Origin of the sequence: Micromonospora sp. NPDC000663 (assembly GCF_042898105.1) — a bacterium.
In the GTDB taxonomy this organism is placed as follows: Bacteria; Actinomycetota; Actinomycetes; order Mycobacteriales; family Micromonosporaceae; genus Micromonospora.
The window spans coordinates 249,884-274,209 of record NZ_JBIAYR010000003.1 but is presented as its reverse complement, the minus strand read 5'-3'; the positions used below and the strand labels follow the sequence as shown (position 1 = coordinate 274,209).

The 24,326-nt window shown below is 71.6% G+C and carries 25 protein-coding genes; 8 read left to right on the top strand and 17 right to left on the bottom strand.

The features are described 5' to 3' along the window. Positions 1 to 93: 93 nt before the first annotated feature. Together ACFY1S_RS13535 and ACFY1S_RS13530 are read left to right on the top strand one after the other, a co-directional pair. Entirely contained in the window at positions 94 to 945 is an 852-nt protein-coding gene (locus tag ACFY1S_RS13535; RefSeq protein WP_387116710.1) for a Rieske 2Fe-2S domain-containing protein, read from the top strand. 65 nt (positions 946 to 1,010) lie between these two features. Then, positions 1,011 to 1,940, top strand: coding sequence for a DUF1963 domain-containing protein (locus ACFY1S_RS13530; protein ID WP_387116707.1), 930 nt, complete (start codon positions 1,011 to 1,013; stop codon positions 1,938 to 1,940). A 24-nt stretch (positions 1,941 to 1,964) separates the two neighbouring features. On the opposite strand, the gene ACFY1S_RS13525 is transcribed toward ACFY1S_RS13530, so the two are convergent. Genes ACFY1S_RS13525 through ACFY1S_RS13470 form a run of 12 tightly spaced genes read right to left on the bottom strand, consistent with a single transcriptional unit; the run spans position 1,965 to position 10,823 of the window. Then, entirely contained in the window at positions 1,965 to 3,053 is a 1,089-nt protein-coding gene (locus tag ACFY1S_RS13525) for a LysM peptidoglycan-binding domain-containing protein (protein WP_387116704.1), read from the bottom strand. A gap of 16 nt (positions 3,054 to 3,069) precedes the next feature. Then, positions 3,070 to 3,498, bottom strand: coding sequence for a pilus assembly protein TadG-related protein (locus ACFY1S_RS13520; RefSeq protein WP_387116701.1), 429 nt, complete (start codon positions 3,496 to 3,498; stop codon positions 3,070 to 3,072). Then, positions 3,495 to 3,962 (bottom strand): TadE/TadG family type IV pilus assembly protein, encoded by a 468-nt coding sequence (locus ACFY1S_RS13515; protein WP_387116698.1) that lies wholly within the window; start codon positions 3,960 to 3,962, stop codon positions 3,495 to 3,497. Before ACFY1S_RS13515 ends, ACFY1S_RS13520 begins: the two co-directional genes overlap by 4 nt. Next, a complete protein-coding gene (locus ACFY1S_RS13510; RefSeq protein WP_387116695.1) occupies positions 3,959 to 4,408 on the bottom strand; it encodes a TadE/TadG family type IV pilus assembly protein in 450 nt (149 codons plus the stop codon). Before ACFY1S_RS13510 ends, ACFY1S_RS13515 begins: the two co-directional genes overlap by 4 nt. 10 nt (positions 4,409 to 4,418) lie before the next feature. After that, complete coding sequence (locus ACFY1S_RS13505) at positions 4,419 to 4,628, bottom strand: hypothetical protein (protein WP_364369572.1); 210 nt, start codon at positions 4,626 to 4,628, stop codon at positions 4,419 to 4,421. Positions 4,629 to 4,654: 26 nt separating this feature from the next. Further along, positions 4,655 to 5,524 (bottom strand): type II secretion system F family protein, encoded by an 870-nt coding sequence (locus ACFY1S_RS13500; protein ID WP_387117655.1) that lies wholly within the window; start codon positions 5,522 to 5,524, stop codon positions 4,655 to 4,657. Continuing rightward, on the bottom strand, positions 5,524 to 6,426 hold the full coding sequence (locus ACFY1S_RS13495) for a type II secretion system F family protein (protein WP_387116692.1): 903 nt from the start codon (positions 6,424 to 6,426) through the stop codon (positions 5,524 to 5,526). The genes ACFY1S_RS13500 and ACFY1S_RS13495 overlap by 1 nt, the downstream gene beginning before the upstream one ends. Positions 6,427 to 6,430: 4 nt before the next feature. Beyond that, positions 6,431 to 7,978: a CpaF family protein gene (locus tag ACFY1S_RS13490; protein ID WP_387116689.1), complete on the bottom strand. Its 1,548-nt coding sequence runs from the start codon at positions 7,976 to 7,978 to the stop codon at positions 6,431 to 6,433. Then, on the bottom strand, positions 7,968 to 8,768 hold the full coding sequence (locus ACFY1S_RS13485; RefSeq protein WP_387116686.1) for a ParA family protein: 801 nt from the start codon (positions 8,766 to 8,768) through the stop codon (positions 7,968 to 7,970). The genes ACFY1S_RS13490 and ACFY1S_RS13485 overlap by 11 nt, the downstream gene beginning before the upstream one ends. 2 nt (positions 8,769 to 8,770) lie before the next feature. After that, complete coding sequence (locus ACFY1S_RS13480) at positions 8,771 to 9,430, bottom strand: SAF domain-containing protein (protein ID WP_139583321.1); 660 nt, start codon at positions 9,428 to 9,430, stop codon at positions 8,771 to 8,773. Continuing rightward, positions 9,427 to 10,368: a hypothetical protein gene (locus tag ACFY1S_RS13475; protein WP_387116683.1), complete on the bottom strand. Its 942-nt coding sequence runs from the start codon at positions 10,366 to 10,368 to the stop codon at positions 9,427 to 9,429. The genes ACFY1S_RS13480 and ACFY1S_RS13475 overlap by 4 nt, the downstream gene beginning before the upstream one ends. Next, the gene (locus ACFY1S_RS13470; protein WP_387117652.1) at positions 10,362 to 10,823 is read right to left on the bottom strand and encodes a hypothetical protein; all 462 of its coding nucleotides are present in this window, start codon (positions 10,821 to 10,823) and stop codon (positions 10,362 to 10,364) included. The genes ACFY1S_RS13475 and ACFY1S_RS13470 overlap by 7 nt, the downstream gene beginning before the upstream one ends. Positions 10,824 to 11,608: 785 nt before the next feature. On the opposite strand from ACFY1S_RS13470, the gene ACFY1S_RS13465 reads away from it, so the two are divergent. Then, a complete protein-coding gene (locus ACFY1S_RS13465; RefSeq protein WP_387117649.1) occupies positions 11,609 to 12,343 on the top strand; it encodes a prepilin peptidase in 735 nt (244 codons plus the stop codon). A gap of 23 nt (positions 12,344 to 12,366) precedes the next feature. Here the strand turns inward: ACFY1S_RS13465 and ACFY1S_RS13460 are convergent, their stop codons facing one another. Beyond that, complete coding sequence (locus tag ACFY1S_RS13460) at positions 12,367 to 12,996, bottom strand: phosphatase PAP2 family protein (protein ID WP_387116680.1); 630 nt, start codon at positions 12,994 to 12,996, stop codon at positions 12,367 to 12,369. Positions 12,997 to 13,211: 215 nt separating this feature from the next. Here ACFY1S_RS13460 and ACFY1S_RS13455 point away from each other — a divergent pair, with 215 nt between their 5' ends. Further along, complete coding sequence (locus ACFY1S_RS13455; RefSeq protein WP_387117646.1) at positions 13,212 to 15,566, top strand: glycoside hydrolase family 65 protein; 2,355 nt, start codon at positions 13,212 to 13,214, stop codon at positions 15,564 to 15,566. A 17-nt stretch (positions 15,567 to 15,583) separates the two neighbouring features. Here the strand turns inward: ACFY1S_RS13455 and ACFY1S_RS13450 are convergent, their stop codons facing one another. After that, entirely contained in the window at positions 15,584 to 16,048 is a 465-nt protein-coding gene (locus ACFY1S_RS13450) for a hypothetical protein (RefSeq protein WP_387116677.1), read from the bottom strand. A gap of 145 nt (positions 16,049 to 16,193) precedes the next feature. Here ACFY1S_RS13450 and ACFY1S_RS13445 point away from each other — a divergent pair, with 145 nt between their 5' ends. From ACFY1S_RS13445 to ACFY1S_RS13435, 3 genes are all read left to right on the top strand, one after another. After that, entirely contained in the window at positions 16,194 to 16,982 is a 789-nt protein-coding gene (locus ACFY1S_RS13445; protein WP_387116675.1) for an SAM-dependent methyltransferase, read from the top strand. 75 nt (positions 16,983 to 17,057) lie between these two features. Further along, positions 17,058 to 18,212: a low temperature requirement protein A gene (locus ACFY1S_RS13440; protein WP_387116671.1), complete on the top strand. Its 1,155-nt coding sequence runs from the start codon at positions 17,058 to 17,060 to the stop codon at positions 18,210 to 18,212. 19 nt (positions 18,213 to 18,231) lie between these two features. Next, a complete protein-coding gene (locus ACFY1S_RS13435; protein WP_387116668.1) occupies positions 18,232 to 19,128 on the top strand; it encodes a GNAT family N-acetyltransferase in 897 nt (298 codons plus the stop codon). A gap of 16 nt (positions 19,129 to 19,144) precedes the next feature. Here ACFY1S_RS13435 and ACFY1S_RS13430 read toward each other — a convergent pair whose 3' ends face one another. After that, the gene (locus ACFY1S_RS13430; protein WP_387116665.1) at positions 19,145 to 19,606 is read right to left on the bottom strand and encodes a VOC family protein; all 462 of its coding nucleotides are present in this window, start codon (positions 19,604 to 19,606) and stop codon (positions 19,145 to 19,147) included. 107 nt (positions 19,607 to 19,713) lie between these two features. Here ACFY1S_RS13430 and ACFY1S_RS13425 point away from each other — a divergent pair, with 107 nt between their 5' ends. Further along, positions 19,714 to 20,673: a helix-turn-helix transcriptional regulator gene (locus ACFY1S_RS13425; RefSeq protein WP_387116662.1), complete on the top strand. Its 960-nt coding sequence runs from the start codon at positions 19,714 to 19,716 to the stop codon at positions 20,671 to 20,673. Here ACFY1S_RS13425 and ACFY1S_RS13420 read toward each other — a convergent pair whose 3' ends face one another. Further along, positions 20,674 to 22,710, bottom strand: coding sequence for an ABC transporter permease subunit (locus ACFY1S_RS13420; RefSeq protein WP_387116659.1), 2,037 nt, complete (start codon positions 22,708 to 22,710; stop codon positions 20,674 to 20,676). Beyond that, a complete protein-coding gene (locus ACFY1S_RS13415) occupies positions 22,707 to 24,143 on the bottom strand; it encodes an extracellular solute-binding protein (RefSeq protein WP_364369534.1) in 1,437 nt (478 codons plus the stop codon). The genes ACFY1S_RS13420 and ACFY1S_RS13415 overlap by 4 nt, the downstream gene beginning before the upstream one ends. Positions 24,144 to 24,326 lie beyond the last annotated feature (183 nt).

Here is a 24,326-nt window from a genome sequence, read left to right as displayed (position 1 = left end):
CGGAAGCGCATCCACCGGATCATCCGCACGTATTGCTACAGGTCCGTCACCGCCGACCGGTTTGCGACGGCGTTCGCCGGGAAGTCGGTACTCGTGCGAGAGATCCTGACGAAGATCGAGCAGGCGTCCCGGCTGGACCGGGTCGGTGACCGGCTGCAACGGGTGGTGCTGGGGACGCTGCGTCCGCGGAAGCTACGCGACCTGCTGCACGGGGTGCCGCTGGGCCATCCCCTGCACCCGGCGATGGTGCAGGTGCCGGTGGGCTCCTGGATCAGCGCGGCGGTGCTGGACCTGATGCCCGGGCAGTGCCGGGCGGCCACCGCGCTGGTCGGGCTGGGCACCGTCAGCGCCGTGCCGGCGGCGATCGTCGGCCTGAACGACTGGGCGGCCCTCGCCCCCGACCAGCGTCGGGTCGGCCTGGTGCACGCCGCCGCCAACAGCATCGGCCTGACCTTCTACGCGGGCTCGCTGGCCGCGCGGCTGTCCGGCCGGCACAACATGGGCCGCGCCCTGGGCTTCCTCGGGCTGTCCGCGGCGAGCCTCGGCGCGTACATCGGCGGGCACCTGGCGTACAAGCAGGGCGCGCAGGTCAACCAGAGCATCTCCGAGCTGCGCCGGATGAGTGACGGCTGGCACTCGCTCGTCGAGATGTCCGCCCTGCCGCAGCGCACCCTGGTGACCCGCGAGGTGGACGACGTCTCGGTGATCCTCTACCGGCACGGTGACGAGGTCACCGTCATGCTGGAGCGCTGCCCCCACCAGAGCGGGCCGCTCGGCGAGGGCGAGGTCCAGGAGATCGACGGTCACGCCTGCGTGGTCTGCCCGTGGCACGGCAGCGCGTTCCGGCTCAACGGCGGCGAGGTCGTGCAGGGGCCCTCCGGCAACGACCAGCAGATCCTGCCCACCCGCATCCGCGACGGCGTGCTCGAGACCCGCGTCCCCTGACCGGCCCCACCGTCGACACTGGTCGCCGTCGATCACCTTGATCGACAAGGGCATAATGCCCTGGCATGGACCAACATCAACTATTCGGACGCGCCGCGATCGAGCAGGGCATTCCGGAGGACGAGGTCAGCAGGTTCGCCGAGTTCCTCCGGTTCGCGATCTGGACGAGCCCGGCCTACGACGGCCCGCCCGTCGGGCGCGGCGGCGGATTGCCGTCGCTGCCGGTGGGCATGGAGTGGCCGTCCGTCGGGGCGCGACCGCTACAGTTCGTGGCCTCGTTCGACTGCGCGGCGCTGCCCAGGGTGGCCGGCTTCGCCCTGCCGACGGACGGTTCGCTGCTCTTCTTCCTGGACCACGAGCGGGCCGTCGAAGACGACGAGGTCACCGGCGAGCAGCGGTACGCGCGGATCGTGTACGTACCGGCCGGCGCCGAGACCGCCCTCGCCGCGGAGCCTGACCACGACGAGGAGATGTACCACGACAGCAGCCGCCAGTTCGTCGAACCGGAGCACGTTCTCTTCGCCGCGGTCGCCGCAGAGTTGCCCCGCTGGCTCAAGACGGACAGGAAGGCGAGGGCCGGGCTTCCGCGGTCCGACGACGGGGAGCACCTGGGCCTCGACCTGCCACACCGGGCCGAGCTCCGCGCGCTGGTGCGCGAGCTCTGGCCGGAGCCCGACCATGGTGCCTACTTCTACCTGGGCGGATACACGGGTGGCATCGGTGGGCTGGCCACCAACCTCATGTCGGACACCCCGGAGACCGACATGGCGGGGGAGAACATCACGGCACGACGGGAGGCCGGCGAACCCGCCAGCGCGCCGGGGGAGTGGCAGCGCGACCTGGAGATGGAGACATTGCGGGTGATGCGCGAGTGGGTGCCGCTGGTCCAGTTCACGCCGGACTCCGTGCACCGGGGACGTTTCCTGATCCGTCACGACGACCTCGTCGCCCGCCGGTTCGAGAAGGCGCTCTCCTTCACCGCCTTCACCGAATAGGCCGCGCGCAGGTCCCTTGCCGGCTCAGCCGCGCCGGTGCCGACCGCCCTGTGGCCCGTCGTCACCATCCCCGGCCGCACCAGCGGCTACGGCCCGGTCACTTCCGGCTCCCGGTAACCCAACTTGGGCCGGCCGGCGGCGCAGGCCGAGTACCGCGCCGATCTGGGCGCCGACGATGCTCGCGACGGCCAGCACGGCGGAGACCGCGAGGGGCCGGTTCACCCGGTCGTCCGTGCCGGCCCGCGCCGCGCCGACGGTCATCGTGGGTGCCTCGCCGGTCGACTGGCTCGGCGGTGCCGGCTTCGCCTGTTCCGGTGCGCGCTGCTCGGGGGTCGGCCGGGGCGCCGGTGGCCGAGGCGCGGCGGCCTTGGCGACCAGCCGACCGGTGGCGTGTGCCCGGACGCCCTGGTCGTGGGCCTCGTGGGGCAGCCGGAGCAGTTGCCCGGGACGGATGCGGTCCGGGTCGTTCAGCCGGTTCAGCTCGGCGAGTTGCCGGTAGTCGGCGAACTCGTCCAGGTACCGCTCGGCCACCTCGCCGAGATAGTCGCCCCGCGCCACCCGGTACACCGGCGCGGGCCCGTCACCCGCGCTCGGCCCGCCCGGCACGACCCGCCCGAGCGGCCCGATCCCGGTCGTGCCCGTCGACGGGTTCGACGCCGGCGCGGCCAGGGTGGCGACGGTCGGCGCGGCGTACCCCGGATCGGCGTAGACCGCCGTGGCGCTGGCGGCGGCCGGGCTGGCGGCGAGGATCAGCGCGACCGAGCCGACAAGCGCGGCGGCGGCCTTCTGCTGACGGCTCATCCCTGGCAGTTTCGGGGCGGGTCGGCGCAGGGTCTGCGCGCCCAACTCGACGAGCACCGAGAAGGCGAACGTGGCCCACCCGAACCAGCCGGCCAGGGCAAGTGCCCGCAGGAAGAGCTGACCGTCGTCCCGGCTGGTCAGCGCGGTGCCCACCTCGCTGATGGTGGGCAGATGGTCGGGCAGTGGATTGCCGGCGAAGGCGATGAGCGCGATCGGCGCGCCGGCCAGCAACGCGCAGAGTACGACAAGCGCGCCGACGCCGGTGAGGATGCGTCCGGTGCGCCGTACGACCGAACCACCAGGTGCGGGCATGGCTGCCTCTCCCTTCCTACGGTCCTGCGGTGACGGCCCGCGCGGTCGCTTCGCCGGTGACGGTGACCGTCTGGGGGAAGCCGAGCAGCCCGAGCATCGAGCGCTGGTAGGTGACCGTGACTGTCACCCGGATCAGGGTTTCTCCGCCGACCTGCGGGAAGCTCACGGTGTGGCCGGTGGTGCCGGCGGAGGTGAGGTACGTGGCGACCGCCGCGGTCGCCTCCGGTTGGTCGATCCGTTTCGGGCCGCCCTCGATCGCGGTGGCCCGGTCGATGGCCTGACCGCCGGCCCTTGCCGCCTCCGCGGCCAGGTTGTCGGCGCGTTGCAGGGTGCGCAGCTGCCCGGCGCCGTCGAAGGAGAGGCCCACGATTGCCAGTACGCCGAGCATCGCCACCGCCAGGAAGATGCTCACCCGGCCGTCGTCCCCGCTGGTTGGCCTGGTCACTTCCGGCTCCGGTACCGGTCCAACGGCGACGTGAAACTCGCCGTGACCAGGTTCTCGGTCGGCATCCCGGGGAGGACATCCAGCGACACGTCCCGGAAGGACACCAGGCAACTGATCCGCACGGTCACCGTGGCGTTCACACCGACCGGGCTGCTGAACGCGTCCTCGAAGCTGGTCGCGGTGCCGGCCACCGAGCCGGAGAACGTCGGGTTGAGGGTGTTGGAGCAGGCCAGCCCGTGCCAGTCCAACTGCTTCTGGGCGGCCTCCACGGCGGCCGTCCGGGCGGTGCCGGCGTCCCGGGAGATCGAGGCGGCGCGCGCCGCGTCGTGTGCGGCGGTCTCGAGCGACTCCGCCGCCACCGCGCTGCGACCGGCCACCCCGGCCAGCACCATCAGCGCGATGAACGCGGGCGCGAGCACCGCCACCTCGATGGAGACCGAGCCCCGCTCGGCGGTACGGTTCACGGCTGGGTCACCCTCTCCGCGGTTCCGTGGGCGGTCTGTTGCACCGCGAAGTCCACACCCGGAATGACCGACAGGGACCGACCCGTGACCGTGCAGGTCACCTCGGTGTCCGCGTCGGTGATCACACAGGTCGGTCCGGGGGTGTCCCAGCCGACGAGCCAGCCGCCCGCGTTCCCGAGGAACTGGGTCGCGCGTGCCACCCCGGCGCCGTCCTCCGCCTGCTGCACCCGCTGGGCGTTGACGCCGCTCTGCGCGGCGTTCAGGGCGGTGGAGCGGGCCAGGAAGACGGCCGCGACCTGGATCGAGCCGAAGAGCAGCACCAGGATGACCGGCATCATCACGGCCAGCTCCACCGGGTTGGCCCCCCGCTCCAGGTCACCGGCCGCGAAGCGACGCCGGACGGCGATCACCGCCCGGCGCCACTTCGGGAACGCGGCGTGGCACATCCGGTGGCTGCTAGGGGGCCGTCGGGTTCGAGAAGGTCGGGATGTTCGTCATCCAGTTGTTGGCCCTGGCGAGGGCCAGGCCGGTGACGACGGTGGCGACGAAGACCAGACCGAAGATGATCACGGCGGTCGGCACCGGGCTGTCGCCGCGCTCGCCGTCACGGCTCAGCTCGGCCAGGCGCGTCGTCACCACGACGTGCAGATAGCTGAGGATGGACATGGCGTACTCCTTTGTGCGGACGGGGGTCAGATACGGGCGATGAACGGATAGACGACGAAGCCGAGCAGCACGAAGACGAGCAGTGCCCCAGGGATGTCCAGTCGACTGGTCACCCCCTCGGCGCGGGCCAGGTTGTCGGTGCGGATCTGGTCGCGCAGCGAGTCGGCCCGGCTGCGCAGGGTCTCGTGCACCTGCGCGCCCTCGCTGCCGGAGGAACGCATGATCGCGCCGACGTCGCCCAACTCCGGGATGCCGATCTTGTCGGCGAGGTCGCGCAGCTCGTCCCAGGGTGCGTGCATCTGCATCTGGGCGATCCGCAACGACTCCTGGAGCCTGTCGAACACCCAGCCGTCGCAGACCGCCGCCGCCCGCTCCAGCGACTGCACCGGCCCGTGCGCGGCGGACAGCTGCAACGCCACCAGATCCAGGTACGTGCACACGGCCTGGCGGAACTCGCCGCGGGCGGCATCCGCCTTGGCCAGCACCGACCGGTGGGCCAGCAGGCCGGCCATCAGCGCCAGGCCGAGACTGCCGAGCACCGGTACGGCGAGCGGAAACGAGACACCGAACGCCAGCAGCGCCACCCCGAGCAGAGTCGGCAGGGCGAGCCCGATCAGCGCCGACAACAGCACCGACAGCGCGTACTGCTCGGGGGTCTGCCCGATCAGGGCGAGCTGCCGGTGCGGCGGCCGCAACCAGCGGGACAGCCCGGTCATCCACTCCAGCCGGCGGGACGCGGGGGTCGGGATCCGCCCGACGCCCGGAGGCTGGTGCAGCCGACGCAGCGCCGGGCCGAGCGCCGGTGTCGCCGGCACCAACTCCCGGACCACCAGGAACAGGCCGAGCCCGATCGCCGACCCGCCGCACACCGCGATGGCCAACTGCCAGTTGACGATCACGCGATCACCTCGTCCGGGTCTGGTGCGGGCAGGAAGCGCGCCGGTCGCTGCGGCTGACTCATCGACCGCACCCAGGCCAGCAGGGCGATGAACGCGGCACCGAGGGCGGCCATCACCACCTGGCCGACAGGAGTTCCGTACGGCTTGATGTACTCGGTGTTGATCAGCCCGTACGCCAGGGTGGCGAGCGTCATCCCGGTGAGGAAGCGGACCGCGAACCGTGGCTGGGTCCGTTTGGCCTCGATCTCCCGACGGGTCGCGACCTCGGCCGCCGCCGCGCCGGCGATCGAACCGAGTACGTCACCCAGCCGTTCACCCCGGTCGCTGAGGTGCAGGATCAGCGCCGCGACCACCTGGTCGCAGACCGGATCGCCGATCTCGTCGGCGAACGCGAGCAGCGCGGAACGCGCCGTCCAGCCGGCCTGGAGCCGGGCGGCGAGCAGCCGGACCTCGTCCTCGATGCCCGGTGGAACGCTGCCGATCGTCCCGATGATCGACTGTTGGAGGCCCTGCCCGGTGCTGGAGACGTCCTTGAGTCGGCGGGTCCACTCGCCGACCGCCTCGATCCGGGCGATCGCCCGCTGCTCGGCCTTGCCCACGCCGAACAGCCACGGCGTGCCGGGCACCGCCACGGCCACCAGCAGGCCCACCACCGGCAGCCCGGTCAGCAGGAAGGCAAACGCTCCGGCGATCACCGCGGCGACCAGGAGGGCCTGATAGCCGCGCTGCTCGGCGGGAGTGCTGCCGGGGCCGCGCCACAGCCGGCTCAGGCCCGGCCCGGCTCCCGGGGACCGGCCGGCGGGCCGGCGGGTGCCGACCAACGCCACAACGGCAAGCAGCAGCCCGGCCACACATGCGGCGCCGGACACCACCGCGACCAACTCCAGGCTGTTTCCCATCACGTCACCGTCGGGCCAGCCGGGTCTGCCGGGCGCGACGCCAGGCACCAGTGCCGGCCTCGATCCACCGGGTCAGCAGCCGGACGTCGTAACCCACCCGCAGCAACTGGTCGCGGACGCGCTCGGGCAGGTGCCGGGGGACAGCGCGACCGTCCGGGCCGGGGCCGAAGACGGTGGTGGTGGTGATCCGGCCAGCCTCGCCGGCCCCGATCACCTCCTCCACGTGCGACACGAACCGGTGCTTGCGTCCGCCGATCGCCGTCTCGTCCTCGACGGTGACGTAGACGATCAGGTCGAGGGCGTTGCCGGCCATCCGGCGGGCCTGGTCGACTGTCATCTCGCGGCCGTGCGCCAACGCCAGCTCCACGATCCGTTCACCCACACCGGCTGCCGTACGGGCGTGGATTGTGCACATCGAACCCCGGCTCGTGGTCATCGCCTGGAGCATCGGCACGATCTCCCGGGACCGCACCTCACCCACGATGATCCGCAGCACGCCCATCCGCAGCGACAGCGGAATCAGGTCGGCGATCGTCACCTCACCGGCCGGGCGGCCGTCGAAGCCGCGTTCGCCGTGCCCTTCGCGCGCCTCGAAGCTCATCACCGCCCGGTGCCGCTCGCGGCGGCGGGCCGGCAGGAGTTCCCGGCTCTCCTCCAGCAGCACGTACGGCTCGTCGGGCGGGATCTCGTTCATCAACGCCCGGATGATCGTGGTCTTACCGGCACCGGCCAGCCCGGCGACCATGATGTTCAGTCCGGCGCGCATCGCCGCGCGCAGGAAGTCACGCAGCAGCGGGTCGATCATCTCGTCCAGGTCACCCCTGGCGCCGGCCAGATCGTCGAGGCTCACGTCGAGCGTGTTGTGCTTGCGGATGACCGCGTACGGGCGGTGGCTCACCAGGAACACCGCGGCCAGCCGGCTGCCGTCGGGCAGTTGCAGGTCGAGGGTGGGCTTGACTGTCGACAGGGACCGTTCGGTCGCGCCGGCCCGGCGGGCCGCCGCCTGGAGGATCTCCACCAGTTCGGCGTCGCTGTCGGCAATCGGCTCGGCCCAGTCCACCCCGCCGCCGTGCCGGGTGATGCGCACCTGGTCGCAGCCGAGGATGTGCACCTCCTCGATCGTGTCGTCGACCAGCAGCGTCTGGAGCCGGCCGAGGCCGACCAGTTCGGCGGTCACCTGGTCGAGCAGCAGCCGTTCCTCGTCGGCGGCCATCGGGGTGCCGGCCCGACGGACCGCGTCGGCGTACTCGGAGACGACAGTGACGGCCAGCCGCGCCCGCTCGGTGTCCTCCTCGTCGACTGTGAACTCCCGGCCGCGCTGCCAGAGGGTGAGCCGTTCGGTGAGTTCCCGGCGCAGCTCCCTGACGACCTGGAAGTCCATCCGGGGGCGCAACGGCTGCTCCGGCGTCCGCGGGCCGACGGTTGGCGCCGGTGCCGGCATCGACACGGGCTGGTGCTGGTGACGGCCGTTCGGCGCGGGCAGCGGCGGCGCGGTGGAGGTGGCGCCCGGCGGCTGCCGGCGGGGGTCGGTGGAGACCGGCTCAAACCGCATCCGGCACCCCCTGCTGCACGGGCCAGGCAAGTCGTGCCTGCCGGCGTTCGAGCAGGGCACCGATCGGCACCTCCAACGCGGCCGCCGCGCGCAGCAGCGGCCGTCCGGACCGCAATGTCCCACCGAGGCGGAGCACCCCTGCGGTACGCGAATCGTGCGGCAACCTGGCGATGACAGGCAGTTTCAACGAGCGGCTGATCTCCGCCCGACCGTGCCCGTCCCCGACCAGCAGCAGCCGCAGGGTGCCCGGCGGCACCCGATGCTCGGCGAAGTCCCGTTCGATGGCGGTGACGGCGGCCCGCGTCCCGGAGAGGTCGGGCAGGTGGGCGCGGGTCACCAGCAGCACCACCGAGGCGGCGCGCAGCAGCGGCCACGGCGGGCCGGCGACGTGTAGCCGGCCGCAGTCGACGAGGACGTCGTAGCCGGGGGTGCCGCGGTCCAGGGCGTTGAAGTAGTCGGCGAAGCGCTGCCAGAGCGGGGTGACGCTGCCGGCCTGCGTCGGGTCGACGAGCCCGGGCAGCAGCAGCCGTTCGCGGCGTGGCGCGTCCAGGTCGACGAGCTGGGACCAGAACGCGGTCTCCAGGTTGCCGTCGCGCAGCTCACCGACGGCCAGCTCACCGATGCCGCGTGGCCCGTCCAACTGGCCGCCCAGGTAACCGGCGAGGATCGAACCGCCGGACGGGTCACATTCGGCGAGCACCAGCCGGCGGTGCCAGGCCAACGCGCAGGCAAGGGCCGAGGTCGTGACGCCCGGCGAACCCTTCGCGGACACCAGCGCGACGATCGCCATGCTCAGGCCGCCTCGGTCAGGACGACGGCGAGCCGCTTCTGCGCGGCGAGCGCCACCACAGCGGGCACGTCCCGGGTGGTGAGCGCCAGGTACACGACCTGGTCGTCGTTGGCCTGGTTGACCACGTCGATCACGGTGGCCGAGAAGCGGGTGCCGGCGGCGGCCGATTCTCCGTTGGCGTTGCTGTCCGGGGTGCTGACCAGCAGGACCTTGTCCCCGGGGTGCAGTCTGCGGGCCGGCACCTGTGCGGTCTTCAGGCCCAGCGCGATCTGCTGCTGGCCGGGCCCGAGCAGCGGATCGTCGGTGATCTGCGCCAGCGTGAGCAGGGTGCCGGGCACCAGCGCCACGGCGGCGCGCTTTCCGATCACCTCGTCGAGCCGGTTTGCGGGTACCGGCCGCAGCCCCTGCCCTCCGGCGACCTGCACGGTGATCAGGTCAGCGGTGCCGATCTCGCGGCCCACCTCCACCGGCCGGGCCACCGCAAGGTAGCTGCCGGTGGCGCGGACCGAGGTGACCGCGAACGCCGCGCCCAACCCGCCAAGGGCGATCAGGAGTACGGCCAGACCCAGCAGCCCCGGGCGGACCCGGCGCTGTCGGACCACCTTGGGCGGGGTGACCGGCGCGTCGACCGACCCGGTTCCGTTGCGCGTCGCGAGGCTCATCTGGTGACCACCTGGAGTTCGTTGATCTGGATCGGAACGGTGCCGCTGGTCCTGGTCACCGGGATCACGTCGCTCGCGCTTCCGTCGTCGGTCCACCAGCGCACCTTCCAGTGCGTGGTGGCGCCGACGCGGTACGTCCCGGCCTTCGGGTAGCCCTCGTCGAAGCCGCAGTCCGGGGAGGGTTTTCCGGCGTAACTGCCCTTGGCGTCGTACGGGGTGCCGGGACCGGTGCAGGTGACGGTGTCCTTCTTGTTGCCCATGTCCCAGACGATCCGGTCGACAGTCGCCTCGATGGAGACAGTCAGACCACGGTCGGACGCGGACGCGCGCAACGGGCCGAAGTAGCTGGGGCTCGGCGTCGCCCACATCCACACCGGCAGGCCGACCAGGCCGGGGCCGACGTCCTTGCGGGGCGCGACGCGGAGTCGGGCGGGCAGCAGCTTGATCGACGCCAGGGCGCGGCGGGCCAGCTCCTCCGGGTCGGGTGGCGCGCCGTACCCGGCCGGTGGACCGTCCCGCAGCTCCTCGCGCTGGCTGCCCTGGTCACCGCCGTTGCAGGTGAGCAGGTACCACTGCTTGCCCTCTGGGGTGTTGGCAGGCTGCGGCTCCTCCAGCTTGTAGTAGCAGCCATCGCCGTTGTTGAACCAGCCCAGCACCGGGTGGTAGCAGGGGATGGTCTTTCCGTCCCATTGGCAGACGCCGCCACCTCCACCGCCGCCGTCGTTCCCGCCGCCACCACCGTTGTCTCCGCCGCCGCCGGGGGTGCCGGGTTCGTCGTCCCAGACGCTGCAGTCGGGCTGGTCGGGCGGGCAGCTGGCCCCCGGGTCGGCGCGCCGGGCTGCGGTGGCCGGCAGGGTGCCGCCGATCACCAGCAGCAGCGCGAGGCCGATCCCGGTGAGGGCCCGGCGGGGCCTGCCCCGTCCTTTCCGGGTCAGCACGGCTGGTCCCGGTGGGTCGAGCCGGAGTTGATGAGCCAGCGGCCGTCCGGATAGCGGGTGGCGGTGGCGGTGGAGAGGTGCCTGCCGCCGCCGCTGCCCGGCACCACACGCTTGTCCTTGGCGTAGACCAGCCGGTACGCGCTCGTGTCCAGGCAGTCCTGGATGTCCACGGTGGCAGGGGTCGCGTCCAGGCTGACCGCCGTCACGGTCGGGTCGGACTTCACAGTCCCGGTACGCATAGCGCCGTGCTCCTTGGCCTCGTGAATGGACAACCGGACCCGGGTGAGAAGTGGATCAGCGAGGAAACGGGACAGTTCCGGCGCGCGCGGATCACTGCGTACGCTCGCCGTACGGGAAGCCGCGAGATAACCGGAGTACGCGGCCAGCGCGGCCTTTTCTGCGGCCTGCCGTTCGACATCGGGATCGGTCCGTTGCCCTTCCTGGGGGGCCGCCATCGGCTTTTCGGCGACTTCCCGTCCGCTGGCGCAGGCCGTGACAGGTACCGCCGCCACGACCGCCAGCAGGCAGATTGCCGCTCGTCTGAGCTGCCGTCCGCGCACCGTCGAGCCTCCTCGTGGTCGCCCGACGCGGTGACCGATCACCGGCGCAGGGCATGCGGAAGCGCGCCCGGATCAGCACATCCGGAGCTGGTCATTGCGCTTCTGCATTCACCGTTACGGATCTTCTACAAATGCAAGGTCCTGTGTCGTCCAGTTGTTGTAGTGAGGCTTGCGTCACACTCAAGGGGCGAGCATAAGCTGACGACCGCCGATGCAACAGAGGCAATTCAAGCGAACACGCTCCGTGATGTCAGGTGGTGGTGGCGGGTGTCAGTGCTGCATCCCGATCAATGGCCGAATGGGCGGCCGTCGCCGATCGGGCGTCGCCGCGTCGGGTGGAGTCCCGCCGGCCCTTCCGCCGGTAGCGGGAGTGGGGCATCGCGGCGTCATCCCGGCATCGCGCGGGCACTCTCGGCCGGACGGCCAGTCCGGCGGGTCGTTCGGACCGCCGGCTCGAGCACCGACGGCGGCGGCCTCCGGCGGCCCGGCGCGCAGGTCGCTTTCTGCGCCATCCGCTACACCGAAGCGATGGTTCAGTCACGATCCGTGTTCACGTTGACGGGGAGCCTCGAGCGAGTGGGGCGGCCGACGTGGCACTGACCGGACCTCCGACGTCCGCTCCCGGGCAGCCGGACCCGACCGGTCGGCGCGAGAGTCGCCCACGACCGGCGCGGCGCGGCCTGGGTCACGACCGACTCGCGGCCGTGCTCGCGATCGTGACGGTCAGCCCGTTGCTGCGGCTGGCCGCCCTGCGGTACGCCGTACCGTCGGGCACCGCCGACCGGGCCGGCTGCGACGCCTGCGGCGCGGCGATCGGCCTGACCCGGTCGTGGCCGGCGCTCGGCCCGGCCGGCCGGTGCGGCCGCTGCCGGGCGAGGGTCGGCCCGCCACCGGGCACCGTCGAGCTGGCCGCGCTCGGCGCTGTCGTGCTGCTGGTGCTGGTCGGGCCGCCGATCGGACCGCTCTCGGCGCTTGCCTGGTGGCTCGGCTGGACCGTCCCGGCGGTCATCGTCGACCTGGCCGTCCACCGTCTGCCGGACCGGCTCACCTTGCCGGCGGCCACCGGGACCTGGCTGCTGCTCGGCCTGGCCGCACTCGCCGACGCCGCCCCCGGTCCGTGGCTGCGCGCCGCCGCCGCCGGTACGGTGCTGGCGCTGCTCTTCGCCACCAGCACGCTGCTGCTCGGCCGGCGCGGCTTCGGGCTGGGCGACGCCAAGCTGGCGCTCAGCGTGGGGGCGCTGCTCGGCTGGTACGGCTGGCCGGTGCTGCTGCTCGGGATCCTGCTCGCGTCCGCCCTGTCCGCGCTTGTCAGCGTGGGACTGCTGGCTGCCCGACGGGCCCGCTGGAGCACCCACCTCCCGTTCGGCCCGTTCCTGCTGCTGGGCACGACGGCAGCCCTCCTCCTGACAGCCTGACCCCGGCCCGCGATCTCCAGCGGTCAGGGGCGGGAGCGGCTCGCCAGCTTGGGGGTCGGGCGGGTGGCGCGGTCGGCGCGGCGGCGCAGCGCCTCAGCCGTCGGGCGGGCCAGCAGCGGGGTCAGCAGTGCGGCGACAAGGGCGCCGAGCAGCACACCCGCGGCGACGTCGTGGGGGTAGTGCACGCCCACGAAGACCCGGGAGAACGCGGCAAGCGCGGCCAGCGGCAGCGCGACCAGGCCGAGCCGGCGGGAGAGCAGCAGCGTGGTGACCGCCAGGGCGCCCGCGATGGTGGCGTGGTTGCTGGGGAACGACCAGTCTCCCGGTGGCGGGCAGGCACCAGCGATGATCGCCCGGCCGAGGTTCCGGCACGGCCGGTCCTCGTCCACCACGGTCTTGAGCCATTCGCTGCCCGCGTACGCCAGGAGGGTCGGCAGCGGCGAGACCAGGGCGAGTGCGCGATCGCGGGGGCCGCCGGACAGGCGGCTCAGCGCGGCCACGACCAGTAGCGCGCCAAGGAGCAGGATCACCCCTTCGGTGGCGTGCCCCACGAACCACCGCAACGGGTCGGGGCTGCCGGCGGCGGCGTCGACGACGTCGTGGTACCACTCGGCGCTGATCTCCGGAACGTCAGTGCTGCCGTTGTCGACCATGCATCACCTCACTAAATGTTCATACCCCGGTCACCAGGGGGACATCGTAGTAACGCGGCACAGGGCACCGCTGCGGACGAAGGTCAGGTCGGCCCCACGACCTTCGTCCAGCAACCACTCAGGCGTTTCTGCTTGGCTGGTCGGGGACGTCGGCATCACCAGGAGGCTTCGTGCACACCAGTTCGACGACAGGTCAACCATCTCTCGCCGCCGACATGGTGGGAGACGAGACCTGGCGGATCCGGCGTACGGTGGCGGACCTCGACCGGCTCGGCGAGACCGAGTCGATCTTCGCGCTGGGCAACGGGTGGGTCGGCTGGCGTGGTGTCCTCGACGAGGGCGCGCCGTGTGGGATGCCGGGCAGCTACGTCAACGGCTTCCACGAGCGGCGTGAGCTGAGTTACCCCGAGGAGGGGTACGCGTTTCCCCAGGCCAGCGACACGGTCGTCAGCGCGCCGAACGCCGCGCTGATCCGGGTGTGGGTCGACGACGAGCCGCTGGACCTGCGGACCGGGACGGTGCGCGGCCACGAACGGGTGCTCGACCTGCGGGCGGGTGTGCTGCGCCGGGAAACCGAGTGGGTCTCGCCGGCCGGGCGGCGGGTGCTCGTGCGCAGCACCCGGCTGGTGTCCCTGCCCCGCCGTCCGGTGGCCGCCGTCCGATACGAGGTCGAGCCACTGGACGGGCCCGTCGATCTGCGGGTCTGCTCGGACCTGCTGGCCAACGAGAGGGTGCCGGAGAGTTCCGACGACCCGCGTGCCGCCTCGACGCTCACCGATCCGCTGACCGGTGAGGCGTACCGCGCGGACGGGCTCGACGGGGTGCTCGTGCACCGTACCGAGCGCAGCGGCCAGCGGGTCGCGGTGGCGGTCAGCCACCTGCTGGACGCGCCGGACACGGTGACCGTCAGCGGCGACGGCACCCCGGACCGGGTACGGGTGACGGTGGCGGGCCGGGTGCACCCGGGGGAGCGCCTGCGGTTGACGAAGTTCGCCGCGTACGAGTGCACGCCAGTCGACGGGACGCCCGTCGACGAGCTGGCCGACCTGGTCACCGCCGAGGCGGACGCGGCCCGCGCGGACGGCTTCGACGCTCTGCTCGCCGACCAGCGTGCCGCCCTGGACGCCGCCTGGCAGGTCGCCGACGTGCAGCTCGACGGCGATCCGGAACTCCAGCAGGCGGTCCGGTTCGCGATGTTCCACCTGATCCAGGCGGGCCGCCCGGACGGGGACCGGACCATCTCAGCCAAGGGGTTGACAGGCAACGGCTACGACGGGCACGTGCTCTGGGACACCGAGACGTACGTCCTGCCGGTGCTCACCTATCTGGCCCCTGCGGTGGCCCGCTCGGCGCTGAGCTGGCGGCACGCCCACCTGCCGCAGGCCCGGGAGCGGGCCGCCGAGCTGCGGCTGACCGGGGCGACATTCCCGTGGCGGACCATCGGCGGCCGGGAGTGCTCGGGCTACTGGCCGGCGGGCACCGCGGCGCTGCACGTCAACGCCGACATCGCCGACGCGGTGCTGCGCTACCTGGCGGCCACCGACGATGAGCGGTTCCTCGCCGAGGCGGGGCTGGAACTGCTCGTGGAGACCGCCCGGCTGTGGCACGGCTTCGGCCACTGGTCCGACTCGGGCACCTTTCACCTGCACGGGGTGACCGGGCCCGACGAGTACGCCGCCCTGGTGGACGACAACCTGTTCACCAACCTGATGGCGCGGCGGAATCTGCGTGGCGCGGCGGACGCCGCCGAGCGCCTACCCGAGCTGGCCGGCCGGCTCGGCGTGGGCCCCGACGAGGTGGCCGGCTGGCGGGCCGCTGCCGACGCGATGTTCATCCCGTACGACAGTGAGCGCGGGGTGCACCAGCAGGCCGCCGGGTTCACCGAGCAGCCGGAGTGGGACTTCGCGGCCACCGACGAGGACGACTACCCGCTCCTGCTGCACTATCCGTACCTGGAGCTGTACCGCAAACAGGTGGTCAAGCAGGCCGACCTGGTGCTCGCCATGCAGCTCAACCCGGGTGAGTTCACTGCCGACGAGAAGGCCCGCAACCTGGCCTACTACGAGGCCCGCACGGTCCGCGACTCGTCCCTGTCGGCCGCGCCGCAGGCGGTGCTGGCCGCCGAGGTCGGGCACCTCGATCTGGCGTACGACCTGTTCGCCGAGTCGGTTCTCCAGGATCTGGAGGACCTGGGCGACAAGACCGCCGACGGACTGCACCTGGCGTCGCTGGCCGGTGCCTGGCTGGCGCTGGTGCAGGGCTTCGGTGGGATGCGCGACGACCGTGGAGTGCTCTCCTTCGACCCCCGGCTGCCCGGGCGGCTCGACCGGCTGGCGTTCAGCCTGCGCTGGCGCGGTGACCGGCTGCGGGTCACGCTGACTCCGACCGAGGCCCGCTACGAGCTGCCCGACGCCACCGGAGACGTCGAGGTCGAGCTGTGGCACCACGGCGAGTCGGTGGTGGTGACAGGCGCCGCGCCGGTCACCCGCCCGATGCCGCAGGTGCCGGACCCCGGCCCCGAGCCGCTCTCCCCGCCCGGTCGGCGCCCCACCCGCCGTTCGTCCGACTGAGGTCATCCGGCACCCGCTCAGGCGGGCGCCGGGCCACCCGCCATCCGCTCGCGGACGGCCTCCAGCGCCTCGAAGGCGTACGCCCAGTTGTGGCACTTGAAGCTGCGCAGCCCGTCGATGGCGATGTGACAGTCGGAGCAGCGCACCCCGGCGATGGCATCGGGGACCTCGGTGTTGACGTACTTGCGTTCGCCCAGGATGACGGTCGCGATCATGGTTTTGTCGTGCAGGCCGGAGAGCGCCGACGAGACGATGTCGTACCAGGTGATCCGCCTGCCGCACTTGGGGCAGTCCGGTTCGTCGCCGCTGACCCAGAGCGGGGCGCCGATGCTGCGCGGCGGCATGCCGAGCAGCTTCTCCAACCGCCGGACGTCCGACTCGGGGGTGGTCCACCGGTGCCGGCCGGGCAGCGAACCGGGCGAGTCGTACACGGCGCGGAACAGGTCGTTGTCGACATGCACGGTCTCCCGTTGAGCTGTCATCGGCGTCCCTCCTCGTTGAGTGGGTGCCCCCACCGTGGTCTGCGATGACCATGGGTGCAGCCGGATCAACGACACGAGGGGGCGGCGGGTCGTCGCCCCGGGTGCTAGACATCGAGATCCGATCGCGCCGTCGAAGGGACCCCTCGTGACCGACCAGCCGGCAGCCGACGCCACCGCCCGACCCAACGTCGCCCGGATGTACGACTACTTCCTCGGCGGTAGCCACAACTTCGCCGCCGACCGGGCCGCCGCCGAACGGGTGCTGGAGATCTTCCCGGAGACCGGGGTGGCAGCCCAGACCAACCGGCACTTCCTGCGCCGGGCAGTCCGGTACGCCGCAGCGCAGGGCGTACGCCAGTTCCTGGACATCGGCGCCGGCCTGCCCACCCAGGGCACCGTGCACGAGGTGGTGCGTACGGTGGCGCCGGGCGCGCGGGTCGTCTACGTCGACTACGACGAGGTGGCCGTCACGTACGCCCGGGAGTTGTTGACGGACGTGCCCGGCACGGCGGTCGTCCAGGGTGACCTGCGGCGGCCCGACGACCTGCTCGCGCACCCGGACGTGCGGGGCACGCTCGACCTGGACCGGCCGGTGGCGGTGCTGCTCCTCGCGGTGCTGCACTTCGTGCCGGACGCCGACGACCCGTGGGCGGCTGTCGCCCGGCTGCGCGACGCCACGGTGCCCGGCAGTCAGCTGGTGCTGTCGCACCTGACGTTGGACGGCATCCCGCCGGAGTTGGCCGAGCGCGGGCAGGCCATCTACCGCAACAGCAGCGCGCCGTTGGTGCCGCGCACGCACGCCGAGACGCTGCGCTTCTTCACCGGGTACGACCTGGTCGAACCGGGCCTCGTGGAGACCACCAGGTGGCGGCGGGACGGGGAACCGGAACTGATCGACTCGCACGGCTACGCGGGGGTCGGCGTCCGCCGCTGATCCTCTTTCGCCTCGGGCGGCCTCCTTCGGGTGGTACGACGGACGCAGGGCGTGCGGCCACCGGGAGGAGCGCCGATGGCGAGCAAGCCCGAGAGGCTGCTGCGGGGAAGCGGTGCGCCGCTGAGCGCCTCGTTCCTGGAGCTCTTCTTCGACCTGGCGTTCGTCCTGGCCCTCAGCCAGTTGGCCGAGCATCTGCTGCACGACCTCACGCCGGGTGGCGCGCTGCGGACCGCCCTGCTGCTGACCGGGGTCTGGTGGATCTGGGTGACCACCACCTGGTTCGCCGACTGGTACGACCCGGAGAGCCCGGCGGTGCGCGGGTTGCTGATCGCCGCCGCGCTTGCCAGTCTGCTGGCCGGGGTGGCGATCCCGCAGGCGCTGGGGGACCGGGGCCTGCTGTTCGCCGGCGCGTACGTGGTGCTGCACGTCGGCCGCAGCATCGTCACAGCCGTCGCGCTGCGCGGGCATCCACGTCAGCGCCGGGCGCTGCGGATCATGACCTGGTACAGCCTCTCCGGGGTGCCGTGGCTGGCCGGCGCGTTCCTGCCGGACTGGCGGGTGCCGCTGTGGGTGCTCGCGCTCGCGATCGATGTGATCGGCCCGCGACTCGGCTGGCCGACGCCCCGCCTGGGTCGCGCCGCGTCGGAGGAACTGCATCTCGCCGGCGAGCACTTCGCGGAGCGGTACCAACAGATCATGATCATCGCGCTCGGTGAGCTCGTCCTGGTCGCCGGCCTCTCGTACGCCGACACGCGTCTGGATCTGCCGGAGACCGCCGCGTTCCTGCTGGTCTTCGCCACCGCCGTGCTCATCGGGCTGCTCTACGTGACGCCCGCCGGCCTGCGCCTGGCCCCGGCCATCGAGCACGCCGACCCGGCTCGGCTCGGCGTCATCACCGGATACCTGCACCTGGTGATGGTCGCCGGCCTGGTGGTCACCGCGGTCGGGGCGGAACTGAGCATCGCCCACCCCACCGAGACCGGCGACACGGCGGCTGTCCTGGCCATCCTGGGCGGACCGACGCTGTTCCTCGTCGGACGGATCCTGTTCTCGGTGGCGATCCACAGGCGGATCTCGTGGCCCCGGGTGGCCGCCCTGTTCGTGCTGTCCGGTGCGGCGGTCGCCCTGCGGCCGCCGCTGCTGGCGGTCACCGCGACCGCCACAGGTGTGGCGCTCGTGGTGGTTGTCCTGGACCGGGCCGGCGTCATGCGCTATCGCCAACGTCAATAACCTGACTAAAGTCAGGCATATGGACTCCACACTCGTTGCCGCCGTGCGGCGGTTCAACCGGACGGTCACCCAGCGGGTGGGCGCGCTCGACGACGAGTACATGGCCCAGAGCCGCCCCCTCGGGCAGGCCCGCCTGCTCTGGGAGATCGGCCCCGCCGGCGCCGAGGTCGCCGCGCTGCGGGCGCGGCTCGGCCTCGACTCGGGATACCTCAGCCGACTCCTGCGCACCCTGGAGAACGACGGGCTGGTCACGGTGGGCCCGGTCGAGCAGGCCGGCGGCGACGGCCGGGTCCGCACGGCCCGACTCACCGAGGCCGGCCGGGCTGAATGGACACAGCTCGACCAGCGGTCCGACGACCTCGCCGTCTCGATCCTCGAACCCCTCACCGAGCACCGCCGCGAACGACTCGTCACCGCCATGGCCGAGGTCGAACGGCTGCTCGTCGGCTCGATGGTCGTCATCGAGCCGTGCCCCCCGAACGATCCGCGGGCACGTGCCTGCCTGCGCGCGTACGCCAGGGACGTCGCCCGACGATTCGACGACGGGTTCGACCCCGCGCTGAGCAGCCCGATCCACGACGACGAACTCGTCCCGCCAGCCGGGGTGCTCCTGCTCGCTACCCTCAACGCCGAACCGATCGGCTGTGGCGCCGTCAAACTCCACCGCGACGCACCCGTCGAGATCAAGCGCGTCTGGGTCGCCGACACCGTACGCGGGCTCGGCGTCGGACGCCGGCTGCTGGGGGAGCTGGAACGGTACGCCGCCGAGAGCGGCGCCACAGCTGTGCGACTGGACACCAACCGCGCCCTCACCGAGGCGATCGCCCTGTACCGGGCTACCGGTTACCGGGAGATCGAGGCGTACAACACCGAGCGCTACGCCCACCACTGGTTCGAGAAGCACCTCGCACCGTGAGGCGTGCCGCCGACGTTCAGCCGGCCCGGGTGGCGTTGACCTGGAGGATCCAGGTGACACCGAAGCGATCGGTGAGCATCCCGAAGCCTGGGGAGAACTGCGACGGCGCGTACGCCTCGATGATCTCGGCACCGTCCGCGAGCCCGTCCCACAGCGCCTCGATCTCCTCGGCGGTGTCGCCGCCGACCGCGACGAAGAACCGCTCGCCGGTGACCGTCATGCCGTCGACGCGGGTGGTGGCGGTCGGCGCGATCGGGGACGGTGACTGGCCGGGTGCGTCGTACGCCATGATGCGGAAACCGTTCTCGGCGGTGAGCTGACCGAAGACGACCTTGTCGGCGTCGGGGAGTTCCTTCGGCATTCCGAAGTCTCCGTACGCGACGACCGTCAGGTCGCCGCCGAACACCGACTGGTAGAACTCGAGCGCCCGCCGTGCGTCGCCGCGGAAGTTCAGGTGGGTCGTGGTGGTGATTGCCATGTCAGGTCTCCGTCATTCGAGGGGCGGCCGGTGCTGTCCGGCGCGAGACCAAGATTCGCAGGGGTAGGTGCCAGGGTGTGGCACCTACTCCGGGGAGAATCGGATCCATGCCGAAGACGTCCGCCCGACTGCTGGCCCTGCTGTCGTTGTTGCAGGCCCGGCGGGACTGGCCCGGCACGCTGCTGGCCGACCGACTCGACATCAGCCTGCGGACCGTCCGCCGCGACATCGACAGGTTGCGCGAGCTCGGCTATCCGATCGTGGCGGTCAAGGGCCCGGACGGCGGCTACCGGCTGGGCGCCGGCACCGAACTACCACCGCTGCTGTTCGACGACGAGCAGGCCGTCGCCCTGACCGTCGCCCTCCAGGTGGCGGCCACCACCTCCGGTGGCCTCGCCGACGCCGCGGCCCGGGCGCTGAACACAGTCCATCAGGTCATGCCCGCCCGGCTCCGTAACCGCGTCGAGGCCCTGCACGTCACGAGCGTCGAGCGGCCGAGCGCACGACCGACCGCACCGGTCGACGGTGAACTGCTGCTCGCACTCGGCGCGGCGGTCCACGCCCACGAGGTCCTGCGCTTCGACTACGGCTCCGCCGACGGGCCCGCGCGCCGCGTCGAACCGCACCACGTCGTCACCTGGGACGGACGCTGGTACCTCATCGCCTGGGATCTCGACCGCGCCGACTGGCGGACCTTCCGCGTCGACCGGATGACCCTGCGTACCCCCAACGGACCCCGCTTCGTCCCCCGCGAACTCCCCGGCGCGGACGTCGCCAGCTACCTCGTCGGCACGTTCCGGGGCGCGGGCGCCGGGGGCGGGTGGCCCTGCCGGGGCACGGTGATCCTCGATCTGCCCGCCGCCACGGTCGCCCTCTACACCCGCGACGGCATCATCGAGGAGGCCGGCCCCGGCCGTTGCCGGCTCACCCTCGGCTCCTGGTCCTGGCCCAGCCTCGCGGCCACGCTCGCCCGGTACGACGCCGACATCGACGTCGTCGGCCCGGGCGAGCTGACCGACGCCTTCGCGCACCTCGGCCGCCGATTCACCAGGGCCGTGGCAAGCTGATCAGCCCTTCACCGCGCCGGCGGTGAGGCCTTCGGTCAGGAAGCGCTGACCGAGGGCGTACATGATGACCACCGGGATGCTGACGAGCAGCGACGCGGCGGCGAGTTGGCCCTGCGGTACGACGTCACCGGCGATCATCGACTGCATCCCGACGGGGAGCGTCTTGTACTCGTCCTTCGTGATGAACACGAAGGCGAAGAGGAATTCGTTCCAGGCGTTGGTCAACGTGAAGAGGGCGACCGCCAGCAGCCCCGGCTTGGCCAGGGGCAGCACCACCCGCCCGAACGCCTGGAGGCGCGTGCAGCCGTCGACGAGCGCCGCCTCTTCCAACTCGACGGGGATCGACGAGAAGTAGCCCACGAGCAGCCAGGTGGCGAAGGGGAGCGTGAAGGTCGGGTACGTCACCACCAGGGACCACAGCGAGTCGGTGAGTCGTGCGCCGATGAGCATCTGGTACAGCGGGATGAACAGCAGCGCGCCAGGCATCACGTAGGTGAGCAGCACGGTGACGGTGAAGCCCTGTGCTCCGCGGAACCGCAGCCGGGCCAGCGCGTAGCCCGCGAGGGCGGCGCAGACGAGCGCCACAGCTGTGGACGCGGCGGACACCAGGATGGTGTTGAGGTACCAGCGGCCGAACGGCTGGTTGGCGAACAGCGCGCTGAACTGCTCCATGGTCCACGGGGTCGGCCACAGGTCGTCGGTGCGCATGACGACCTGGCCCTCGGACTTGAAGGCCGTGACGGCGATCCAGTACAGCGGGCCCAGCACGAAGAAGAGCAAGCCTGCCAGCGCCACCCAGGACCCCAGGCCCGACACCACTGACGACGACCGGCGACCGCCCCGGGAGCTCAGGGCCGAGACCACCCGGCCGACCACCGCCGCGACCAGCAGGATCACCCCGAGGACGACGGCCGCCTTCCAGAAGATATGGGGCGACGCCCAGAACAGCAGACCGGTGACCACAGCGGTGATGACCCACGGCAGCGCTCTGCGCGCCGTCGGGGCCCACCGCGTTCCGACCCACCGCGCCGCTCGGCGCGCCCGGGGCAGTCTCGCCCCCGAATCCTGGCGCAGCAGCCGGACCAGGACGAACACCAGCCCGCCGATGACCGGCAGCATGACGAGAGTGACCGCCGCGCCGGCGCCGTACTGCAACTGCAGAATCGCCTTCGAGTACGCGACAAGCACGTACGGCGCGGTCACGTCGCCCGGGCCGCCCTGCGTGAGCAACCAGACGAGGTCGAAGTTGTTGAACGTCCAGATCGACGACAGGGTCACCGTCACGGTGATCACGTGGCGGAGGCCGGGCAGCGTCACATTCGCGAACCGCTGCCAGGACGAGGCCCCGTCGATGGTCGCCGCCTCGTAGAGGTCCGTCGGGATGGCCTTCAACCCGGCGAGGAAACACACGGTGAAGAACGGCACGCCCTTCCAGACGTTCACGAGGATCACCGACGGCATGGCCAGATCCGGGTCGGACAGCCAGCCCGCCGGCCAACTGTCCACCAGGTGCAGGTCGACAAGCAGCGGGCCGATCCCGGTGGAGGTGAGCAGGTTGTTGACGCTGCCGAAGATCGGGTCGAGAAGCGCGCGCCAGCTGAACGCCGTCACCACCGTCGGCACCACCCACGGCACCAGCAGCAGACCCGCAAGCACCGCCCGCCCGCGGCGTCGGTGGTGCAGCAGCAGGGCCGCGGCCAGCCCGAGCACCACCTTGAAGATCTCGGCGTACGCGGTGAAGACGAACGAGTTCACCACGCCCGTGTGGAACTGGTCGTCGCCGATGAGGGCGAGGTAGTTGTCCGCGCCGACGAACACGGACTCCTGCCCGTGCCGTTCGGTGGTGCTGGTGATGATCGACCGGGCGATCGGCACGAGAACGAGACCGCCGACAAGCACGGCCATCGGCGCCAGGAACAGCGCGGCCAGCCGCCAGTCACGACCCAGTCGCCGCTGGGTCGCCGTGAGGGAGCCGGGCCCCGACGGCGGCGTCTTCCTCGCCGCCGTCGGGACCCGCGCGGGACGGACCGAGCTCACTGCGGCAGCCCCTGCTGGTTGAAGATCTGCACCATCTTGGTGTGGGCCGCCTTCACGGCCTGCGCGGGCGCGGTGCCCTGCACGACCTGCTGCATCATGTCGGTGAGCACGTACGCCGAGCCGACGGCCTGCTGGCCGGCGCTTGCCTTCTGCGGGAAGGTCAGGCCGTTCTTCGTGTTCAGCGGCAGTTGAAGTTCGGTGATCTTGCGCAGCATGGGGAACGCCGGATCGCCGCTGGTGAAGAACGGGTCGGCGTCCCAGACCTTCTCCCAGGCGGGCATCACCAGGCCGGGTGCCTCCTTCGCCACGCCGAGCAGCGCGGGCGCGGTCACCAGGTACTGCGCCAGGAGCTTGGCGAGCGCCGGGTTCTTGGCGCCCTTGAAGACCACGAAGCCCTGGGACTGGCCGAGCAGCAGGGGATTGTTGGTCGCCGGTCCGATGCAGTCGGAGAACACGTGGGTGTTCTCGTGCACCGGGTTCTTCTTGGTCCGGGAGTCCGCGTAGACGCTGAACTGGTTGCGGGTGTAGCCCAGGATCCCGGCGAGCCAGTTCTCGTTGTTGCTGGTGTCGGTCCAGCTCGCGATCCCCGGCGGCAGCATCCGCTTGTACTTCGAATTCGTGTAGATGTCGCCCAGGAAGGTCACCGCCTGCACCGTCTCCGGGGAGTCGAAGGTGACCTTCCGGCCGTCGTTGGAGGCGATCGACCCGCCGTACGCGTTGATCAGCGCCTCGATCATGCCGTTGGCATCACCGGACCGGTTGATCGTCATGCCCCAGCCGAACCGGCGCTTGGCCGGATCGGAGATCTCCAGGCAGACGTCCCGCAGCTCTTCCCAGCTGTAGATGTCCTTGGGGGTGATGCCCTTGTCCTTCATCCAGTCCTTGCGCAGGAACGACCCGATCCCGATGAAGTGGTACGGGATCGCGAACCACTTGCCGTCGAAGACGCAGAAGTTCTTGGCCTCGGCGCAGGGCTCGCCGTACTTGGCGGTCAGCGCCTGGACGACGTCCGTCACGTCCTCCAGGTCGCCGAGTGCCTGGAACTGCGCGACGAACCGTGAGTCGGTCATGAACGCCAGGTCACGGGCCACCCCGCCCTTGACCTCGGCGTCGATCTTGGCCACCACGTCACCCGCGTCGGCCTGGACGAGGCTGTTCTCGATCTTCGTGCCGGTGGTGTCGGCGAACTTCTTGATCGAGCTGTCCAGGGCGTCGTTCGCCGCCGTCGAGTACAGCTTCTGCGACAGCATCCCCATCGAGGAGCCCTTCATCGCCGCGGCGGCGTCGATCAGCTCCTGCGGGACTTCCGCCTGCACCCTGGTCGGCGATTCGGATTCGCCTCCACACGCGGCCAGACCGGCCGCGCCGAGGACTCCTACGCCCATCCCCAGCACGCCGCGCCGAGACCACCCCGACTTGTCCTTCATGGACATTCGCCTCCTTCATCTCCCCTGCACCGCTGCGCACCTGGAGGCGCACTCGGCGAAAACGCGTGTCACCACGTCGACGGCGACGGACACGTCGCCCTCTGTGACCAGCGGGTTGGCGTGTCCGTCAGTGGAGTTGGTGGGGTTGCCGCGGTGGCGTCGGCAGGCCCCTGTTCGTTCGAAATTTCG